The 16,474-nt window shown below is 51.9% G+C and carries 15 protein-coding genes; all 15 read left to right on the forward strand.

Annotation, left to right across the window (positions count from 1 at the left end; translation table 11 throughout):
- The first annotated feature begins 167 nt into the window (after window positions 1-167).
- The 15 genes from MKY12_RS00240 (at window position 168) to MKY12_RS00310 (ending at window position 16,275) form a co-directional block, all read left to right on the forward strand.
- Complete coding sequence (locus MKY12_RS00240; RefSeq protein WP_036723555.1) at window positions 168-614, forward strand: tellurite resistance TerB family protein; 447 nt, start codon at window positions 168-170, stop codon at window positions 612-614.
- Window positions 615-725: 111 nt separating this feature from the next.
- Window positions 726-1,322, forward strand: a complete 597-nt coding sequence (locus MKY12_RS00245; RefSeq protein WP_339312433.1) for a TerD family protein — start codon at window positions 726-728, stop codon at window positions 1,320-1,322.
- Window positions 1,323-1,351: 29 nt separating this feature from the next.
- A complete protein-coding gene (locus tag MKY12_RS00250; protein WP_209876311.1) occupies window positions 1,352-1,927 on the forward strand; it encodes a TerD family protein in 576 nt (191 codons plus the stop codon).
- Between the two features lie 50 nt (window positions 1,928-1,977).
- The gene (locus tag MKY12_RS00255; protein ID WP_036723550.1) at window positions 1,978-2,559 is read left to right on the forward strand and encodes a TerD family protein; all 582 of its coding nucleotides are present in this window, start codon (window positions 1,978-1,980) and stop codon (window positions 2,557-2,559) included.
- Between the two features lie 94 nt (window positions 2,560-2,653).
- Window positions 2,654-3,979: a TerD family protein gene (locus tag MKY12_RS00260; RefSeq protein ID WP_339312434.1), complete on the forward strand. Its 1,326-nt coding sequence runs from the start codon at window positions 2,654-2,656 to the stop codon at window positions 3,977-3,979.
- A gap of 27 nt (window positions 3,980-4,006) precedes the next feature.
- Complete coding sequence (locus tag MKY12_RS00265; protein WP_036695602.1) at window positions 4,007-4,750, forward strand: TerC family protein; 744 nt, start codon at window positions 4,007-4,009, stop codon at window positions 4,748-4,750.
- Between the two features lie 233 nt (window positions 4,751-4,983).
- Complete coding sequence (locus MKY12_RS00270; protein ID WP_051477877.1) at window positions 4,984-6,192, forward strand: HpcH/HpaI aldolase/citrate lyase family protein; 1,209 nt, start codon at window positions 4,984-4,986, stop codon at window positions 6,190-6,192.
- Window positions 6,193-6,268: 76 nt separating this feature from the next.
- Window positions 6,269-7,561 carry a phosphoribosyltransferase family protein gene (locus MKY12_RS00275; RefSeq protein ID WP_339315032.1) on the forward strand — a complete coding sequence of 431 codons (1,293 nt, stop codon included), beginning with the start codon at window positions 6,269-6,271 and terminating at the stop codon, window positions 7,559-7,561.
- On the forward strand, window positions 7,558-8,712 hold the full coding sequence (locus MKY12_RS00280; protein ID WP_339253108.1) for a cysteine protease StiP family protein: 1,155 nt from the start codon (window positions 7,558-7,560) through the stop codon (window positions 8,710-8,712). The genes MKY12_RS00275 and MKY12_RS00280 overlap by 4 nt, the downstream gene beginning before the upstream one ends.
- On the forward strand, window positions 8,709-9,545 hold the full coding sequence (locus MKY12_RS00285) for an HAD family hydrolase (RefSeq protein ID WP_339312435.1): 837 nt from the start codon (window positions 8,709-8,711) through the stop codon (window positions 9,543-9,545). Before MKY12_RS00280 ends, MKY12_RS00285 begins: the two co-directional genes overlap by 4 nt.
- A complete protein-coding gene (locus tag MKY12_RS00290; RefSeq protein WP_339312436.1) occupies window positions 9,542-10,597 on the forward strand; it encodes an ATP-grasp domain-containing protein in 1,056 nt (351 codons plus the stop codon). The genes MKY12_RS00285 and MKY12_RS00290 overlap by 4 nt, the downstream gene beginning before the upstream one ends.
- Before the next feature lie 36 nt (window positions 10,598-10,633).
- Window positions 10,634-11,350, forward strand: a complete 717-nt coding sequence (locus MKY12_RS00295; protein ID WP_339312437.1) for a hypothetical protein — start codon at window positions 10,634-10,636, stop codon at window positions 11,348-11,350.
- A gap of 13 nt (window positions 11,351-11,363) precedes the next feature.
- The gene (locus MKY12_RS00300; RefSeq protein ID WP_036723538.1) at window positions 11,364-12,458 is read left to right on the forward strand and encodes a toxic anion resistance protein; all 1,095 of its coding nucleotides are present in this window, start codon (window positions 11,364-11,366) and stop codon (window positions 12,456-12,458) included.
- A 159-nt stretch (window positions 12,459-12,617) separates the two neighbouring features.
- Entirely contained in the window at window positions 12,618-15,152 is a 2,535-nt protein-coding gene (locus MKY12_RS00305) for an S-layer homology domain-containing protein (RefSeq protein ID WP_339253114.1), read from the forward strand.
- Window positions 15,153-15,486: 334 nt separating this feature from the next.
- Window positions 15,487-16,275, forward strand: coding sequence for a formate/nitrite transporter family protein (locus tag MKY12_RS00310; RefSeq protein ID WP_036723535.1), 789 nt, complete (start codon window positions 15,487-15,489; stop codon window positions 16,273-16,275).
- Window positions 16,276-16,474: the final 199 nt, after the last annotated feature.

A 16,474-nucleotide genomic window follows, 5' to 3' on the forward strand; every position in this document is an offset into this window, starting at 1 on the left:
GGTGGCGGGGAGGAGGCTCGGCGATATCTTTTTTTAAAGTATAAGGATGACAGCGGTTCTGCATAATGATTTATCCTTATATTTCCGGCAGAAAAGGATAGGGTGCTTAATAAGACGGCATAGGCTTTCTGCTGGTCATAATTCCATAATGATAGAAGGAGAATACGATGAGCACATTCAAAAATTGGCTGAATACCACCAAAAGCGGACTGACGGATCAAGTGAAAAAATTTAAAAATAAAGACTTTATGAACGCGGTGGTGGCGGGCTGCGCGCTGGTCGCTGCTGCTGACGGCAAGATTGAGGAAGCTGAGAAGAACAAGATGGCGGGATATATGAATCTCAGCAATGAACTCAAGGTATTTGACATGAGGGACGTCATTGCCCAGTTCAATTACTATGTAAGCAACTTCGAGTTCTCGCCGGAGATCGGCAAGCAGGAAGCGCTGAAGGCCATCGGGAAGTTTAACGGCAAACCGGAGGTTGGACGCTTAATCGTGGGCGTATGCTCGGCGATTGGTGCAGCAGACGGTGACTTCGACGAGCATGAGAAGGCAGTTGTGCGGAATATCTGCAGCGTACTGGGACTTAGCCCAAGTGAATTCAGCCTGTAAGTACAGGCTGGATTTCATTTGCTAATTACTGAAACTTTAGGCGATGGACCGCCGTATCACTGATGTAACACCCGCAAGCACACTTCTATTTGGAAACGGAGGTACTTCAAGTTGGCTGGAATTAATCTGGTAAAAGGTCAGAAGATCGATTTAACCAAAGGCAATGCCGGACTGTCTAACGTAATCGTAGGACTGGGCTGGGACCCTGCCGAACCGGCAAGGGGATTCTTTGGGGTTAAAAAACAGGCGAATGTTGACTGCGATGCTTCAGCGCTGCTGCTGAATGAGAACGGCAAGCTGACGAACAAGCAGAACCTTGTCTGCTTTCACAACAAACAGAATGCGAATAACTCTGTAGTCCACTCGGGGGATAATCTGACGGGTGAGGGCGACGGGGACGACGAACAGATCATGGTGAATCTGAAGCAGATTCCTGCCGATGTCCATAAGGTCCTTGTTGTGGTTAACATCTACGATGCGGTGAACCGCAAGCAGGATTTCGGAATGATCAAATCTGCGTATATCCGCATTATTAATGCGGCAGGGAATGCAGAATTGGTTAAGTTTAATCTGACAGACAATTATACAGGCTTCACGGCACTGATCTGCGGCGAGCTGTACCGTCATGGCGAAGAGTGGAAATTCGCAGCCATCGGTGAAGCGGCCCACGCCGCGCATATCAATCAGCTGGCAGAACGCTATATCTAAATCCAATTTGAGAAAAGAGGGCTCTATTCATGGCTATTAACTTATCCAAGGGACAAAAAATTGATTTAACCAAAACAAATCCAGGCTTGTCCAAAATCACAGTCGGCCTCGGATGGGATACGAATAAATATGATGGCGGTAAGGACTTTGACCTTGATGTTTCCGTGTTCCTGACGAATGCGAACGGTAAAGTCGATAAAGAAACCAACTTCATCTTCTTCAACAACAAACAGAACGAGAACGCTTCTGTTGTTCACACCGGCGATAACCGTACCGGGGAAGGCGACGGAGACGATGAGCAGGTTCAAGTCGATTTGCTTAATGTTCCTGCAGATGTGGACAAGATTGCCTTCACCATTACCATCTATGAAGCAGAATCCAGAAGCCAGAACTTCGGACAAGTCTCCCGTTCTTATGTACGTATCGTCAACGATGCGAACAGTGAGGAACTGATCCGCTTTGACCTGGGTGAAGATTTCTCCGTTGAAACAGGCGTAGTTGTAGGCGAATTGTACCGTAACGGCGCAGAATGGAAATTCAACGCGATTGGCAGCGGCTACAAGGACGGTCTCTCCGGCTTGACCCGTGATTACGGTCTGCAATAAGGCTCTGACATTACGGGAATTAAATCTGTAAGGAAAGAGGGTTTTTGACAGTGACGATCAGTCTTTCCAAAGGACAGCGGATTGATCTTACCAAGACCAATCCGGGTCTGACCAAAGTAGTTGTAGGACTGGGCTGGGATACAAACAAGTACAGCGGCGGCAAGGATTTCGACCTCGATGCATCAGCATTCCTGCTGCATGAGGACGGCAAAGCCAAAAGCGAAAATGACTTTGTATTCTATAACAACCCGAGCGGCGGTACAGGCTCTGTAACCCATACAGGGGACAATCGCACAGGTGAAGGCGACGGGGATGATGAGCAGATCGTCGTAGACTTCAGTCTGGTGCCTGCCAATATTCAGCGGATCGGGATCACGGTCACGATCTATGATTATGAGGCCCGGGCGCAGAACTTCGGACAAGTCTCCAACGCTTTCGTCCGTGTAGTTGATGCATCCAGTGACCGTGAGATTCTGCGGTTCGATCTGGGCGAGGATTTCTCCACCGAGACGGCTGTGGTCTTCTGTGAATTCTACCGCCAGGGGGCGGATTGGAAATTCCAGGCGATTGGCAGCGGCTTCGCCGGCGGACTAAGCGCATTATGCAAGAACTACGGGCTGGACGCGCAATAAGAGCTTCAAAGGCGGGATCATCATCGATCCTGCCCTTTTTATACACAAAATCTGATAAGTTGCGCTCTTATCCATGTATAAAGGTGGCGTAAGAATGAATACAGAAGTAGTCAAAGGACAGAAAGCAGATCTGACCAAAGGGAACCCGGGGCTCCGCAGCATTACGGTTGAGATCGGGTGGAAAGCTCCGTCTTCCATGGATATTGATGCTTCCGCATTCCTGCTTGGAGCTGGCGGTAAAGTGAGCAGTGATGACGATCTGATCTTTTACAATAACCCGTCTACTCCATATATCACTTATAAGGATGTGCCGGGTACGGCTTCGGGCGGACTGAAGCAGTTCGAGGTCTCGCTGGAGCGGATTCCGGCAAACATAGTGAAGATTGCCTTCACGCTTACTCTGTATGACGGAGAAAACCGCAAGCAGATGTTCGGACAAATGAGTGAAGCGGAGTGCCGGATCGTGAATCAGGCGGCAGGTGCGCAGCTTCTGCGGTGTAACCTTGGAAATCAGTTCTCTGTGGAAACGGCTGTTGTAGTTGGAGAATTATATAGACATGGTGAAGAATGGAAATACAGTGCGATTGTTGCGGGCTTCTCGGGCGGGCTTAAGGCGCTCTGCGGCAACTATGGCATAGAAGTAGAGGACGAGCCTGCACCGGCACCGAAGCCGCCGGAACCTACACCGACACAGGCACGACCGCCGCTTCAAGTGCCGCCGCCCCGCGCAGAGTCATCCAGACCGAATATTGTGATTCCGCCACCGCCTGCACCGGCACCGCCTAAGCAGGAGGCTGCTCCCGCACCGGCGCTGAATCTCAATCTGAAGAAGATTGAGCTGAAGAAGAAGGGCGATTCGATTAACCTGAAGAAATCCGCTTCCGGTCTGGGTGAGCTGCTGATTAACCTGAACTGGAACCAGAAGCAGGGCGGAGGGCTGTTCAGCCGTAACAAGGGCGGGGTGGACCTCGATCTGGCTTGTCTGTATGAGCTGAAGAACGGCAGCAAAGGCGTGGTGCAGGCACTGGGCAATGCGTTCGGTAACCTGCAGCAGCAGCCTTATATGATGCTCGATGGAGATGATCGGACAGGCTCCGTAACATCCGGCGAGAATCTGCGTATAAACGGAAGTAAGGTAGCCCAGATCGAACGGATTCTGGTGTTTGCCTTTATTTACAAAGGAGTTACCAACTGGTCTGAGGCGGATGGGGTGGTTACCCTGAAGCAGGATGGAGGGCCGGATATTATCGTGAATCTGGACGAGCATAACAACCGTAAAGGCATGTGCGCCATCGCGCTGATCCGGAATGTGGATAACGAGACCTTCAGTATTGAACGGCTCGTGCAATATTTCAGCGGTCACCGGGAGATGGATGAGGCTTATGGCTGGGGGCTTCGCTGGGTAGCGGGAAGTAAATAATTTGATATTACCGGAGGCGCAAGTGGAATGGACTGGTTCAGTGATTTTTTTAGGAGTATCGGTGAGAATTACGGGCATTTCTTCTCATGGAGTGATATTGCAGGAACGCTCTCCGACCCTGTCAGCTGGGGGATAATCGGAAGCCTGATTCTGCTGGAAGGTCTGTTGTCTGCTGATAACGCGCTTGTACTGGCGGTCATGGTTAAGCACCTGCCGAAAGAGCAGCAGCGTAAGGCTTTGTTCTACGGGATACTCGGCGCTTATTTATTTAGATTCCTGGCGATTGGTCTGGGGACCTATCTCGTCAAATTTACGCTGGTTAAGGTGCTTGGAGCCTTGTATCTCTTCTACATTGCCTACAAAGGGTTGTTCAAGGGCAGCGGTGAAGATGGCGAGATTAAGAATAAAGGCGCATCCTTCTGGAAGACGGTACTCCTCGTTGAATTAATGGATATTGCCTTCAGTATTGACAGCGTGGTAGCCGCATTTGGTCTTAGCAGTGAAGTATGGGTACTCTTCCTGGGCGGTATTCTCGGCGTGCTGATGATGCGCGGAGTGGCACAGGTGTTCCTCAAGCTGATTGCCAGATATCCTGAATTGGAACAGACAGCATTCCTGCTTATTGCACTGATTGCCGGTAAAATGCTTGCCGGAGCCTTCGGCTATGAATTGCCGCATGTAATTTTCTTCGGTATTCTAATTGCGGTGTTTGCAGGTACTATCGTGTACAGCGCAAGCAAACGCAAGAAGGCTGAGAACCACAAGGCCTGATGGTTGTGCGTGCTTCATCTCTTTATCCTTTATAGCTGTGCAGGAAGGCGCGGGGTTCACGGGAAGGGTGGACTCCGGCACGCCTTTCGGGTAATCGTAACAGGTTTATAGCATGGCCTTTGCTTGGGTTCTAAGCAAGCCGGATACCGTCCCCGAGAGGACGGCATAGCTGGTTCTGCTCGCAGCCAAAGGCCATTTGGATTGTGCTGGCACAACATTAAGGGGGAAGGGCCTTGAGATATTTCGATTACCTCACACAAGAACAGGAAGCCTCATTATTCCATGTTCCGCCGGTTTCATTTGATCATACTACCCGCAAGGATTTACTGGCTTATGCCGTCGGAGCAGCCCTTTATATGCCGGCCACCCGTGCCAGTGTTGCCGAAGATATTATTAAGCTGAGAGCCTCGGGGCTTATCACGGTAATCATAGATTTGGAGGATGCCATCGGGGACGGTGAAGTGGATTATGCCGAAGAATCCATCGTCAGGCATCTGGCATTTCTGTCCGCTTATGCGGAGAATGAGCCGGACCAGCGCGGCAGTCTTCCGCTGCTGTTCATCCGCGTACGTAACCCTGCACAGCTGCGGGATCTGATCTTTCGGCTGGGATCATTAATCACCATGCTGACCGGCTTCGTCTTCCCCAAATTCTCCGTAGAGAACGGTACGGATTATTTCGAGGCCATTGCCGATTACAATGACACACGCAGCTATTCCGCTCCGGTGCTGTACGGGATGCCGATTCTGGAGAATGCACCGATCATCTACCGGGAGAGCCGGATGGATACTTTGCTTGGGGTCCGCGATCTGCTGGGGCAATACCGCGAGTATGTACTGAATGTCCGGATTGGAGCGACGGACTTCTCCAGTCTGTTCGGACTGCGGCGCAGCCCGGATATCAGTATTTATGACCTGACGCCGATCCGTGACTGCATGTCGGATATTATTAACGTCTTTGGCCGTGTGGAGGAAGGATACGTCATCTCTGGGCCTGTGTGGGAGTATTTTGCCAGCAAAGGACACCGGGTCCTCCGCCCGCAGCTGCGGGAGACGCCCTTCGAGGATACTTATGGCAAGCATGGCCGCGAGATGCGCAACAGCTTCATTTCAAGCTCGATGGACGGACTGATCCGGGAAGTAATTCTGGACAAGGAGAACGGTATTGTGGGCAAAACCATTATCCACCCCTCCCACCTCAGACCCGTGCAGGCGATGTATACCGTAATGCATGAAGAGTATGTGGATGCCTTAAGTATTGTAGACAGCAACGATGGCAGCCGCGGCGTGTTCAAGAGTGAATACTATAACAAAATGAATGAAATCAAGCCTCATTTGAACTGGGCCAGACGAATTTTATTACGATCTCAAATATACGGGGTGTTACATGAACAACAGCATTTTGTCGGATTACTACCCGAGAACGAATACACACACGTTTAATATCGTCGAGAATCTGCGGGTTACGGTAACAGAAACCTCGAATCCTTTTCATATGCCTGTGGATTCCTTGTTCTCCATGGCTGCACGAATCAATAAGAAGCGCTCCTTCCTGTTCGTCAGCAAAGTGCTTGGCAAGCATATTCCCGTAGGGCCCTATACCCCGCTGCTTAGCGGAGCGGCACTCGCCTTGCTCCTGTATCTGGAGATGAGCGCGGATACCGCTGACCGGGAGATGATGGAACCGCTGATGAACCAGGCCGTTCATGGCCTGATCCATCCTGAGTATGCGGAAGAAGCTTATCATGCGCTGCTTGCTGCGCGCCTGGCTCTGCCTGAGCCGGTTCTGTTTATCGGGTTCGCCGAAACCGCTACCGCCCTGGGCCACAGCATGTATAATGCATTCGCCGGCGGTGCGTCCTATATTCATACCACGCGTGAGCTGATTCCTGAGCTGGAATCGGTGGTGACCTTTGAAGAGGAGCATTCCCACGCCGTAGATCATCTCTGCTATGCCCTGAATGCCGGGCTGTTATCGGGGACAGAGCCGATTGTATTAGTGGATGACGAGATTACGACCGGTAATACGGCGATTAATACGATCCGGGACATCCAGTCCAAATTTCCGCGCAGGGAGTATGTAGTGGCTTCTCTCTTGGACTGGCGGAGTGAAGCTAATATCCAGGCGTACCGTGATCTGGAGCTGGAGCTGGGGATACGCATACAAGCTCTATCCCTGCTGCAAGGAAGCATCAAGGTTGAGGGGGTTCCGCTGCTGCAGCCTGCAGCCGGTAACGGAGCCGCTGCTACCACAGGCGCAGAGCTTGTAACTACTTATGCATTCGACGGCTTAGAGCGGCTTCCGGTAACCTCGGCGGATGGGCAGGGCGTTATCAATCCATCGCCTTATCTGAAGCACAGCGGCCGCTTCGGCCTGGAGTCTGCGGATAATGCGCGGATAGATGCAGGTGTAAGCCGCGTGGCCAGGCAGCTCCGAGGGCTGCGGGAAGGCGGACGTACCCTGGTGTTGGGCGTAGGCGAGTTCATGTATCTGCCGATGCGGATCGCTGCAGAGATGGGAGAGGGCGTGCTGTACCAGTCCTCAACCCGCAGTCCGATCCATCCCGAGCGGCGTGCGGATTACGGCGTGCACAGCGCTGCTGCGTATCCGTCCGCAGGGGATACGGAGATCATGAATTTCATCTATAATGTGGACTCCGGCCAGTATGACGATATCTTCGTCCTGCTGGAGCGCGAGGTGCCCCGGCAGCGGATTGCACCGATGACGGATATTTTACAGAGGCTGGCAGGCAATAAGGTACATCTTGTTGTACTCAGCCCAGAACCAGATACGGGAGGCTCAGAGCTATGAAGGGAATAGATATCGAAGCCATTCACAATAGAACAATATCCCCTCCGGTGGCACTGGGCAGCTATCCTGCTTCCGACGTTACCTTCCTGCTCAAGGATCTAAGCAATGTATCCCTGGAGCGGGGAACAGCCGAGCGGGAGGAAGCGATCCAGTCCGGCGTGCATTATTCAGAGATGCTCCCGGTGGAGTACCAGCCGACAGAGCAGTATATCGAATTGTTTCATGAGACGCTGCAGCAGACTGCGAGGAAGGTGGCGCTGGCTGTAGCTGTGGTGTCCGAGATGATTGTTGCCCGGCGGGGAACGGCGAATACGGTGCTGGTCTCTTTGGCGAGAGCGGGCACACCTATCGGGGTGCTGATCAAACGTTATATTCTTGAGAAATATAGAGCGGATCTTCCGCATTACAGCATCTCGATTATCCGCGGCAAGGGGATTGATGAGAATGCGGTGCTCTATATGCTACAGCAGCATGGAAGGGATGCCGAACTGCAATTCATCGATGGCTGGACCGGTAAGGGGGCCATCCGGCAGGTGCTGATAGAGGCCTGTGAGAGTATGCATAAGAAATATGGCATTACGCTAAATGATGATCTGGCGGTACTCGCCGATCCCGGGCACTGCTCGGGAACCTTCGGTACCCGGGAGGATTATCTGATTCCAAGCGCCTGCCTGAACTCCACGGTATCCGGCCTGATGAGCCGTACGGTGCTCCGCGATGATCTGATCGGGCCTGAGGAATTCCACGGGGCCAAATTCTACAAGGAATGGCTGGACAGTGATCTGTCCAACGTATTCGTTGAAGCGATTACCCCATATTTCGCGGAAGTAGCAGCAGAGGCACTTGCGCAGGCTGCGGAGATGCTGGAGCATCCGCCGGAGATTACCTGGCAGGGGCTGGCCGATATCCGCAGTATCCAGGATACCTTCGGCATCGATAATATCAATCTGGTGAAGCCAGGAGTGGGGGAGACGACACGTGTGCTGCTGCGGAGAGTGCCCTGGAGAATTCTTGTCGACAGGCTGGACAATCCCAACCTGCGGCATATTCTGCTGCTGGCGGAGGACCGGGGCGTGCCGGTAGAGGTCTATCCCGGGCTGACCTACTCCTGCTGCGGAATCATCAAGCCGCTGAAAGGGGAGAGTGAATGATCTACGCCAGCGATCTGGACCGCACGCTGATCTACTCTCTTAGCGCGATAGGCGTTCCTGAGGATACCCCCGGTCTGGTTCCGGCAGAGGTTGTTGACGGCAAGGTGGTATCGTATATCTCACAGCAGGCTCTGGCTACACTGAAAGAGCTGGCGGCGAAGATCGTCTTCATGCCGGTGACTACACGTACCATTGCCCAGTACCGGCGGATTAACCTGTTCCAGGAGACGGTCATTCCGGATTATGCCATCACCAGCAATGGCGGCAATATTCTTGTGAACGGGGTAGTGGATCAGGATTGGCGGACGGCTGTCGGCAAAGCGGTGGAACGCGGCTCCGCTGCGGCGGAAGAAGCCGAGAGCATCGTGCGTGCTGTTGTCCGGGAAGAATGGATCATTAGCCGGCGGTATTGCGATGAGCTGTTCTATACCTTCGTGGTTCACCGGGATTCGCTGCCGCTTGAGGAGATTGCCCGGATGTCTCAACGGCTGGGTGAGCTTGGCTGGAGAGTATCCCTGCAGGGGCGCAAGCTCTATATCGTGCCGGAGGCGGTGAACAAAAGCGATGCCATTCTTCATGTCCGCCGCACCGTGCATTCAGAGCCGATGGTCGCCTCCGGTGACTCTCTTCTGGACAAGAGCCTGCTCGCCGCCGCCGATTATGCCATAGCTCCCTGCCACGGAGAAATATTTGCCGAGCAGCAGGCGGGTTTAGTACACTTAGAGTATCCGTTTACTAAGCGGCCGGGGGTATTTGCCGCGGATGAGATTATGCAGTATGTTCACAGGATTTATACACATTTGACAGCATTGGGAGTTGGACCGCCACCATGAAAAAGGTAAATATATATTTCAACCGCTGGTTCTCTGTTGCCTATCACTATATGAATCTCATCCGGAGCAATGAAGACGGGATTCCGGTGCAAATCTTCGCCACCCACCCGGATATCCACCATATGTCGCTGCAAGGCGCGGATGTGGCCGGAACCGAGCCGGCGCTCGAAGGCATTGAATATGTGCAGTTCTGTGTTGATTTTTGCCGCCGGAACGAGATTGATATCTTCATCCCCCGGCTGCATATGCTCGATATCGCGCTGCATGCTTCGCTGTTCGATGAGATCGGAACGAAGGTGCTGGTCTGCCGTGATCTGGATCTGCTGGAGATGATCATGGACAAAGGCAAGTTCTATGAGAGCGTGAAGACCACCGGGATTATGACGATTCCTGATTATCATGTGGTTAGTAATGCGCAGCAGTTCAGGGAAGCTTATGAAGACCTCGCAGCTAAAGGACACAAGGTCTGCTTCAAGCCTACCGAGACGGAAGGCGGACTCGGATTCCGGATCATAGACAATGACCGCAGTCCCGTGGAGGAGCTGTTCGGCCATGTGACTCCGCTGATCTCCTTCGAGGAAGCTTACCGTATCCTTGATGAAGCCGGGAGCTTCCCTAACCTGATGGTGATGGAGCTGCTGGAGGGATATGAATATAGTATTGATTGCTTGTCGGATGAGAAGGGCAGGCTGCTGGCCGCAGTTCCCCGCCGTAAGGCAGGCGGCCGCCTGCGGTTGATGGAGTATATCCCGGAGCTTGCGGAGGTGGCCCGCAGGGTGGCTGAGACGTACCGGATTCCGTTCAATTTCAATATCCAGATGAAATACAGCGGTGGCGTCCCCAAGCTGCTGGAGATTAACCCGCGGATGTCCGGCGGCCTGCATATCTCCTGTCTGTCCGGAATCAATTTCCCATATCTGGCTGTCAAAAGCGCGCTCGGCGGCGAGGTTATGCCTGCATCGTTCGAGCATAACGTCCTGGCCAGCCATGTCGAGCAGCCGCTGATCATGAGAATAAACGGAGAATCCGTCATTACGGATTCCGTGAATTGAGCGTGTAGCATTCACGCTCATAAGAGGTGAGAAGGAATGCAAGCTAAATTCAAAGTACTGGCGTATGCCGGTGCCGGTTATGTTGTAGCCGTACTGACCAGCGGCTTCCTGCCTGAGCTGGTCTCGCTGCTGCTCCCGGTAATCGGCGCAGCACTTGCAGTGCCGGAGCTCAGGCGCACCAAAGTGAATCTCCCGGTAGAGGTGATTCCTGCCGGACAGGAGCCGCAGGCCATTCCGGCGGCATCCTCCGCCGCGCAGCAGGCTTCGTCTGCTGCCGCTGCCTCTCCTGCTGCTGCGGGACAGGCCTCCCCGGCCCATTCGGGTGCCGGACACAGGGAGGACATACAGATCGGAGCAGAGTTCGCTCCGGTGGTGGAGTATCTGGGCATCCTGGAGGATATGATCATCTCCGAAGGGCAGAAGGATACGCTGGACAATGAAATTGTCGAGAAGTCGCTGGCGCTGTTCGCCAGGCTGCAGCGCGTCATTCCGCTGCTGCAGGAGCTGGGTAACGGTGAGATTAACCATACCGTCCGTAGGCTGGTGCTGAAGGACCTTAATGGAGTAATCAACCCGTTCCTGCGCCTGGGCGGCGAAGCCAAGACAAGAAACCGGAGAATGCTGCTGAACGGTCTGCGTGATGTCGATGCCAAAATTTCCGATATTGCGTCGACGATCGAGCACAAAGACCTGATGGAACTTCAGACCAAGGCGGAACTGATTCATCAGCGCTACAGCAGTTCCGAATTATAGGAGGAGGATAGCCATGTCCACGCAGTTAATTGAGCTTAGAAAAGAAGATGAGCAGAAGGTAGTCCAGGAGGCTTCCCAGTTAATTGAGCAGGTAGCCAAGACTGACACGGTGGCACTGGATTCCCTGATGGATGATATCGGGAAGCTTGGTGTGAAGACGCAGGAGAAGGCAGGCCAGACGCTGAAGCTGCTGGACCGCCCCGTCAATGACCTGATGAGCGGCAAGCGGGTGGAAGTGCCGAATATGATTATGAAGCTGCGCAATGAGTGCGAGACCCTTCAGCAGAGTAAGAATGTCAGCTTCTTCGGCAAAATGCTGCGCAAAAGCCCGCTTAAAAATTATGTATATAAATATCAGTCGGTCCGCACCAACATTGATGCCATTATCACCGGTCTGCGTGACGGCCGGGATACGCTAGAGGAGAGCATCGTTAACATGCGCCAGTTGAAGCGTACCTCCATGGAGGAGATCTATAACCTCCAGACCAAGATCGCCTTCGGCAACAAGCTGAAGGAGCTGTTCGAGGTGGAGATCGCCAAGCCCGAGAATGAATTCCGCAAAGCGTATCTGGAGCGGGGGCTGCGCAAGGTCATGGTGCGGATTCAGTCCATGACCGAGATGATTCTGCTCTACAATCAGGCGATTGCGGCAACGGATATCATCAATGACAATAATGACAAGCTGATTGATTCCGTAAACAACGCGATCGATAAGACCTCTAACCTGATCACCGTCTCGGCGATGATTGCCATGTCCCTGGCCGATCAGGAGAATGTCATCAATGCGGTCGAAGCCACCAACAAGACCATCGAGGACCAGTTCAAGGAGAATGCGCGGCTGCTGCGCACGACGACAGAGAAGACAACGGAGCTGCTCTCCAAGCCGTCCATGTCGCTGGAAGCCGTGAATCAGGCTATTGGCGACTTGCTCAGCGCCCTGGATACCTCAGAGCAGTCCAACCGGCGGATCATCGAGAGCTGTCAGGACTATACGTCCAAAATGACCACCATCAACACCCAGCTGAACAACCGGCTCGGGCTTAACGAAGGCTCACAGCCGCAGGCTTTGAAGCAGGCGGAGAGCGGGCTGAGCAGCTTTTTGAATTAAGGGTTTGCTTCTGGGCCGGTAAAATAACTTGAATAACGCACCAAGCCTGCTGATATGGATTCGGCGGGCTTTTTTTGTTGTTAAATTTCTAATTTACTAATATATTCCGGTGAGATATTATGAGATGGGTTCAGTCGTACATTCAGGGGGAGAGTATTGATGATCAGGAAGTTAACGGGAATATTGGCAGGTATAGTCGGAGCGGGGATGCTGTTTGGTTCTATGGGGACAGCGGCAGCCCAGTCAGCAGGGACAAAGGATTATGAGGGACATTGGGCGCAGCAGACGATTCAAAGCTGGCTGGATAACGGCTTGCTTAAAGGCTTCGGAGATGGATCGGTTAAACCGAACCAGACCATAACCAGAGCGGAGTTCATGACGCTCATCAACCGTTCTTATCATTTTACGGAACAGAGTAAGGTGGAATTCACCGATGTGCCGTCTACCAGCTGGGCGTATAGTGAGGTTGCGAAGGCTGTAGCGGCTGGATATATCCAGGGCTTCAACAATGAGATGCGCCCGAATGCTCCGATTAACCGCCAGGAAGCAGCAGTTATAGTCAGCAAGCTGCTGAAGCTGGACGCGGGCAGTATAGAGGTATTGGAAGTATTCAGTGATGCAAGCCAGATTGCATCCTGGAGTAAAGGGAGTGTTGCTGCCGCAGTCACAGCGAAGGTGCTTAAAGGATATCCGGATGGAACCTTCGGGCCCGTCAAAGCCTTGACCCGTGCAGAATCCTTAGCGCTGATCGATGCGGCAGTCTCTCGAACGGGTCAAGCTGTACAGGGAGCGGCAACGCCTGCTCCAGCCGTAACACCGTCGGCTACTCCCGCAGCTACAGCTGCACCAACTGCAACTGCTGCTGTAGCTGCGGGAGGAAGTGGCGGCGGTAGTGGCGGTGGCGGTGGCGGTGGTCCTCAGGTGACACCAACCCAGGCTCCGGCGGCAACACCAACGCCGGTTCCAACACCGACACCGACACCAAGCCCGGAACCTGTTAATGAATTACCGGTCAAGGAGCTTCCGGCGCTGGATATCAGCATCACCTCTCGCCCTGACGATTCAGTTACGAATGCTGTTTATCTAGAAGTTGATTATAGCAGGGTGATTGGAAGCACTATCCGTCTAAATGACCAGATAACTTATTATGTAACAGCGAAGCCGATCAGCTCTAGAGATCTCCACTGGGAGCTTACCAATCTCCAGTACGCTTCTATTAGTACGGGATACTCGTTGAAGACGCTGACATATACCGGTGTTTCGATTCCAAAGAGCAGGATTGGCACAGCAGGCGATAAATATGTCTCGGTTGTGGTACGGAATTCATCTAATGAAGTGACCGGATTCTATACTCAAAAGGTGAATTTGCAGCCCTCAGTTACTGAGGCTTATAGCAGTATAATGTTACTAAACAGTGGTGTGACTATTACCCAGGAGAAATTCAGCACAGTGTCTTCCCAAGTATATTATCGGGATACTATTGATGTGGAAGATGCTGCTTTGCAATTTGGCGGAAGAGCAGTGGGATATACAATTACCCCGAAGTACTATATGGACAGTAACCTGAATTTGGAATTGAATGATATCATTCATGCTTCGCGTAAAGTGTACAGAGACGGCTGGGTCAGTGTGGTTGATGCCACAGTATCCTCTAATACAGCAGTAGGTGCTTCATCACCGGGCTATATCCCGTTTGCCTATGACACATTATATAATTTCAAAACATATAACGAAGATGAATACACCATTATTTTCCTCGATTCCGAGATGAAGCCATTGGGTTATTACACCGGCAAGGTGATGCTTAGCACAGACCTGAAATTAGAAGCAGCCATGAAAAGAATTGACGAGCTTCCTTCGAATGTAACTTTAATGGATGAAGATGCAGTTAACAGGGCTTATAGAGCCTACTTGCCGTTTGATGATTCTTTCAATTGGGGAGAACGCAAGACTAAGCTTAAGAATGCTGTATCAGCTCTTATGAACGCCAAGAGATCGGGACCACTTCAAAATATGGATCTGGTTCAATCCGTAATTATTGATGGGTATAATCAATTCAACGGCAAGACAATAAGTATGAATTGGATGGGTTTCCCGGATGAGTTGAAGGGAAGCATAGGCAGCTTCTCGTATTACATTACAGCCAATCCTGTTCGTGCAGAGGATTTAGCACAACCAAGCCCTTATGGGGAATTTGATTTTGCTGACATTCATTCAGTAGTTCTTCCGGTGACAGATAAGAGCGGACAGAATTACGTTACAGTGGTCTATTATAATAAGGCAGGGCAAGCAATACGTTATACCACCAAGCTGGTAGATTTCTCGTCGAAGCGGCCGGTGTGGGACGGAACGGCGGTACAGATTGGGGATGGAGTTAAGCTGGTCCGTGATTATAATAACGGTACCCGTATAGACTATGTATCTGTAAAAGATTATCAGAAAACGCATCCCGAAGCTGTCTATTTCACAGCGACCTCTAAATCAGCGTTGGCAGCAGCTAAGCAAGAATTCTCTGCAGAATCCGCAGTACAGTGTTTAAATGATTACCGGAATACCAACAGTATCTATCCTTATGAGCAAATTCAGTTATCTGATGATGCGGCGCGGAATGGACAGCCTGAAGACTACATTATCCTGTTCTATGATGCTAATTATAAGGCGCTTAATTATTATATTGGCGGTTTGACTGACTGATTCTCCGCTAATCCTACTCATATTATCCCGCTCCCCCACATACGTTGTCACTAAGGCGACCTGTGGAGAAAGAGGGGATAAGCGGGATGATTCTGGGATGCTTGATCGTGGTGCTTATCGTCGTAGCCAGCAGTGAGAAGGCGGAGGCGATTGCCAGCCTGAATGAACGGGAGGACAACGGCCTGTAACAAGAGTGCGGGGAGTGTGCGGATTCATAAATTATTGATGCTCTGTGATTCAAGCAATTTCCAGTGGTTTATTGGGTATAATAGCTGGAGGCTGTACATCAGTCTTCCGGCACCACTGAAAATATAAAGTGAATACGGAGGGTCAAATGGAGAACGAGGCACTGCTGCAGGTAGAGAAGCTTGCACTTAAGAAACAGAAGATATTCCGGCAAAGCGTATGGCGGTACATTGCCAGGGCCATGCTCGCCAGCATGTTTATCGGATTCGGCGTGATCGTAGCCTTTAAGACCGGCAACTTCTTCTATATGGAACAATCGCCGATGACCTATCCGATGGCTGCGATCACCTTCGGCGCAGCCATCATCCTGATTTCCTACGGCGGGGGCGATTTGTTCACCGGGGACACTTTTTATTACACCTATGCGGCACTGAGGCGCAAGCTGGCATGGACTGAGGTTGTGCGGATGTGGGTCGTCAGCTATCTGGGCAACATTCTTGGGGCTACGGCGTTTGCCCTGCTTATTTTTCTGACCGGATTGTTCTATGATTCCTCTGTCAACGGGTTCCTGCTGAATGTGGTGGCCCATAAGATGGAAGCACCGGCGATGCAGCTGTTCTTCCGGGCGATTCTCTGTAACTGGCTCGTCTGTCTGGCCTTCTTCGTCCCGATGTCAATGAAGAACGACGGTGCCAAAATGTTCGCCATGGTCCTGTTCGTCTTCTGCTTCTTCATCTCGGGATACGAGCATAGTATTGCCAACATGTGTACCTTCGCGATTGCTCTCGTCCTGGATCACCCTGGTACGATCTCCTGGGGAGGCGTGGTGCATAATCTCGTCCCGGTCACATTAGGCAATCTGATCGGCGGCGGCGTGCTAATGGGCGTGATGTATTACTATGTGAACAAGCCGTTTCTGGAGGATGAGTCTCACTGAACGGCAATAACATGACACAACAGCGATTCTCCGATTACCGGGGGATCGCTGTTGTGCGTGCGCAGGTAGGCCTAGGGCAAATGTATGTGGAAAAGCGAATACAATCGGTGCTGGCGAGGGTAAGTGGGCAAATGTATGCGAAAACAAACATGTCTTTCAAGGCACAACTCCAGCATGAAAATGAGCAGCGTGGCTAAAA

Origin of the sequence: Paenibacillus sp. FSL M7-0896, assembly GCF_037975415.1 — a bacterium.
Taxonomy (GTDB): domain Bacteria; phylum Bacillota; class Bacilli; order Paenibacillales; family Paenibacillaceae; genus Paenibacillus_AQ; species Paenibacillus_AQ silagei.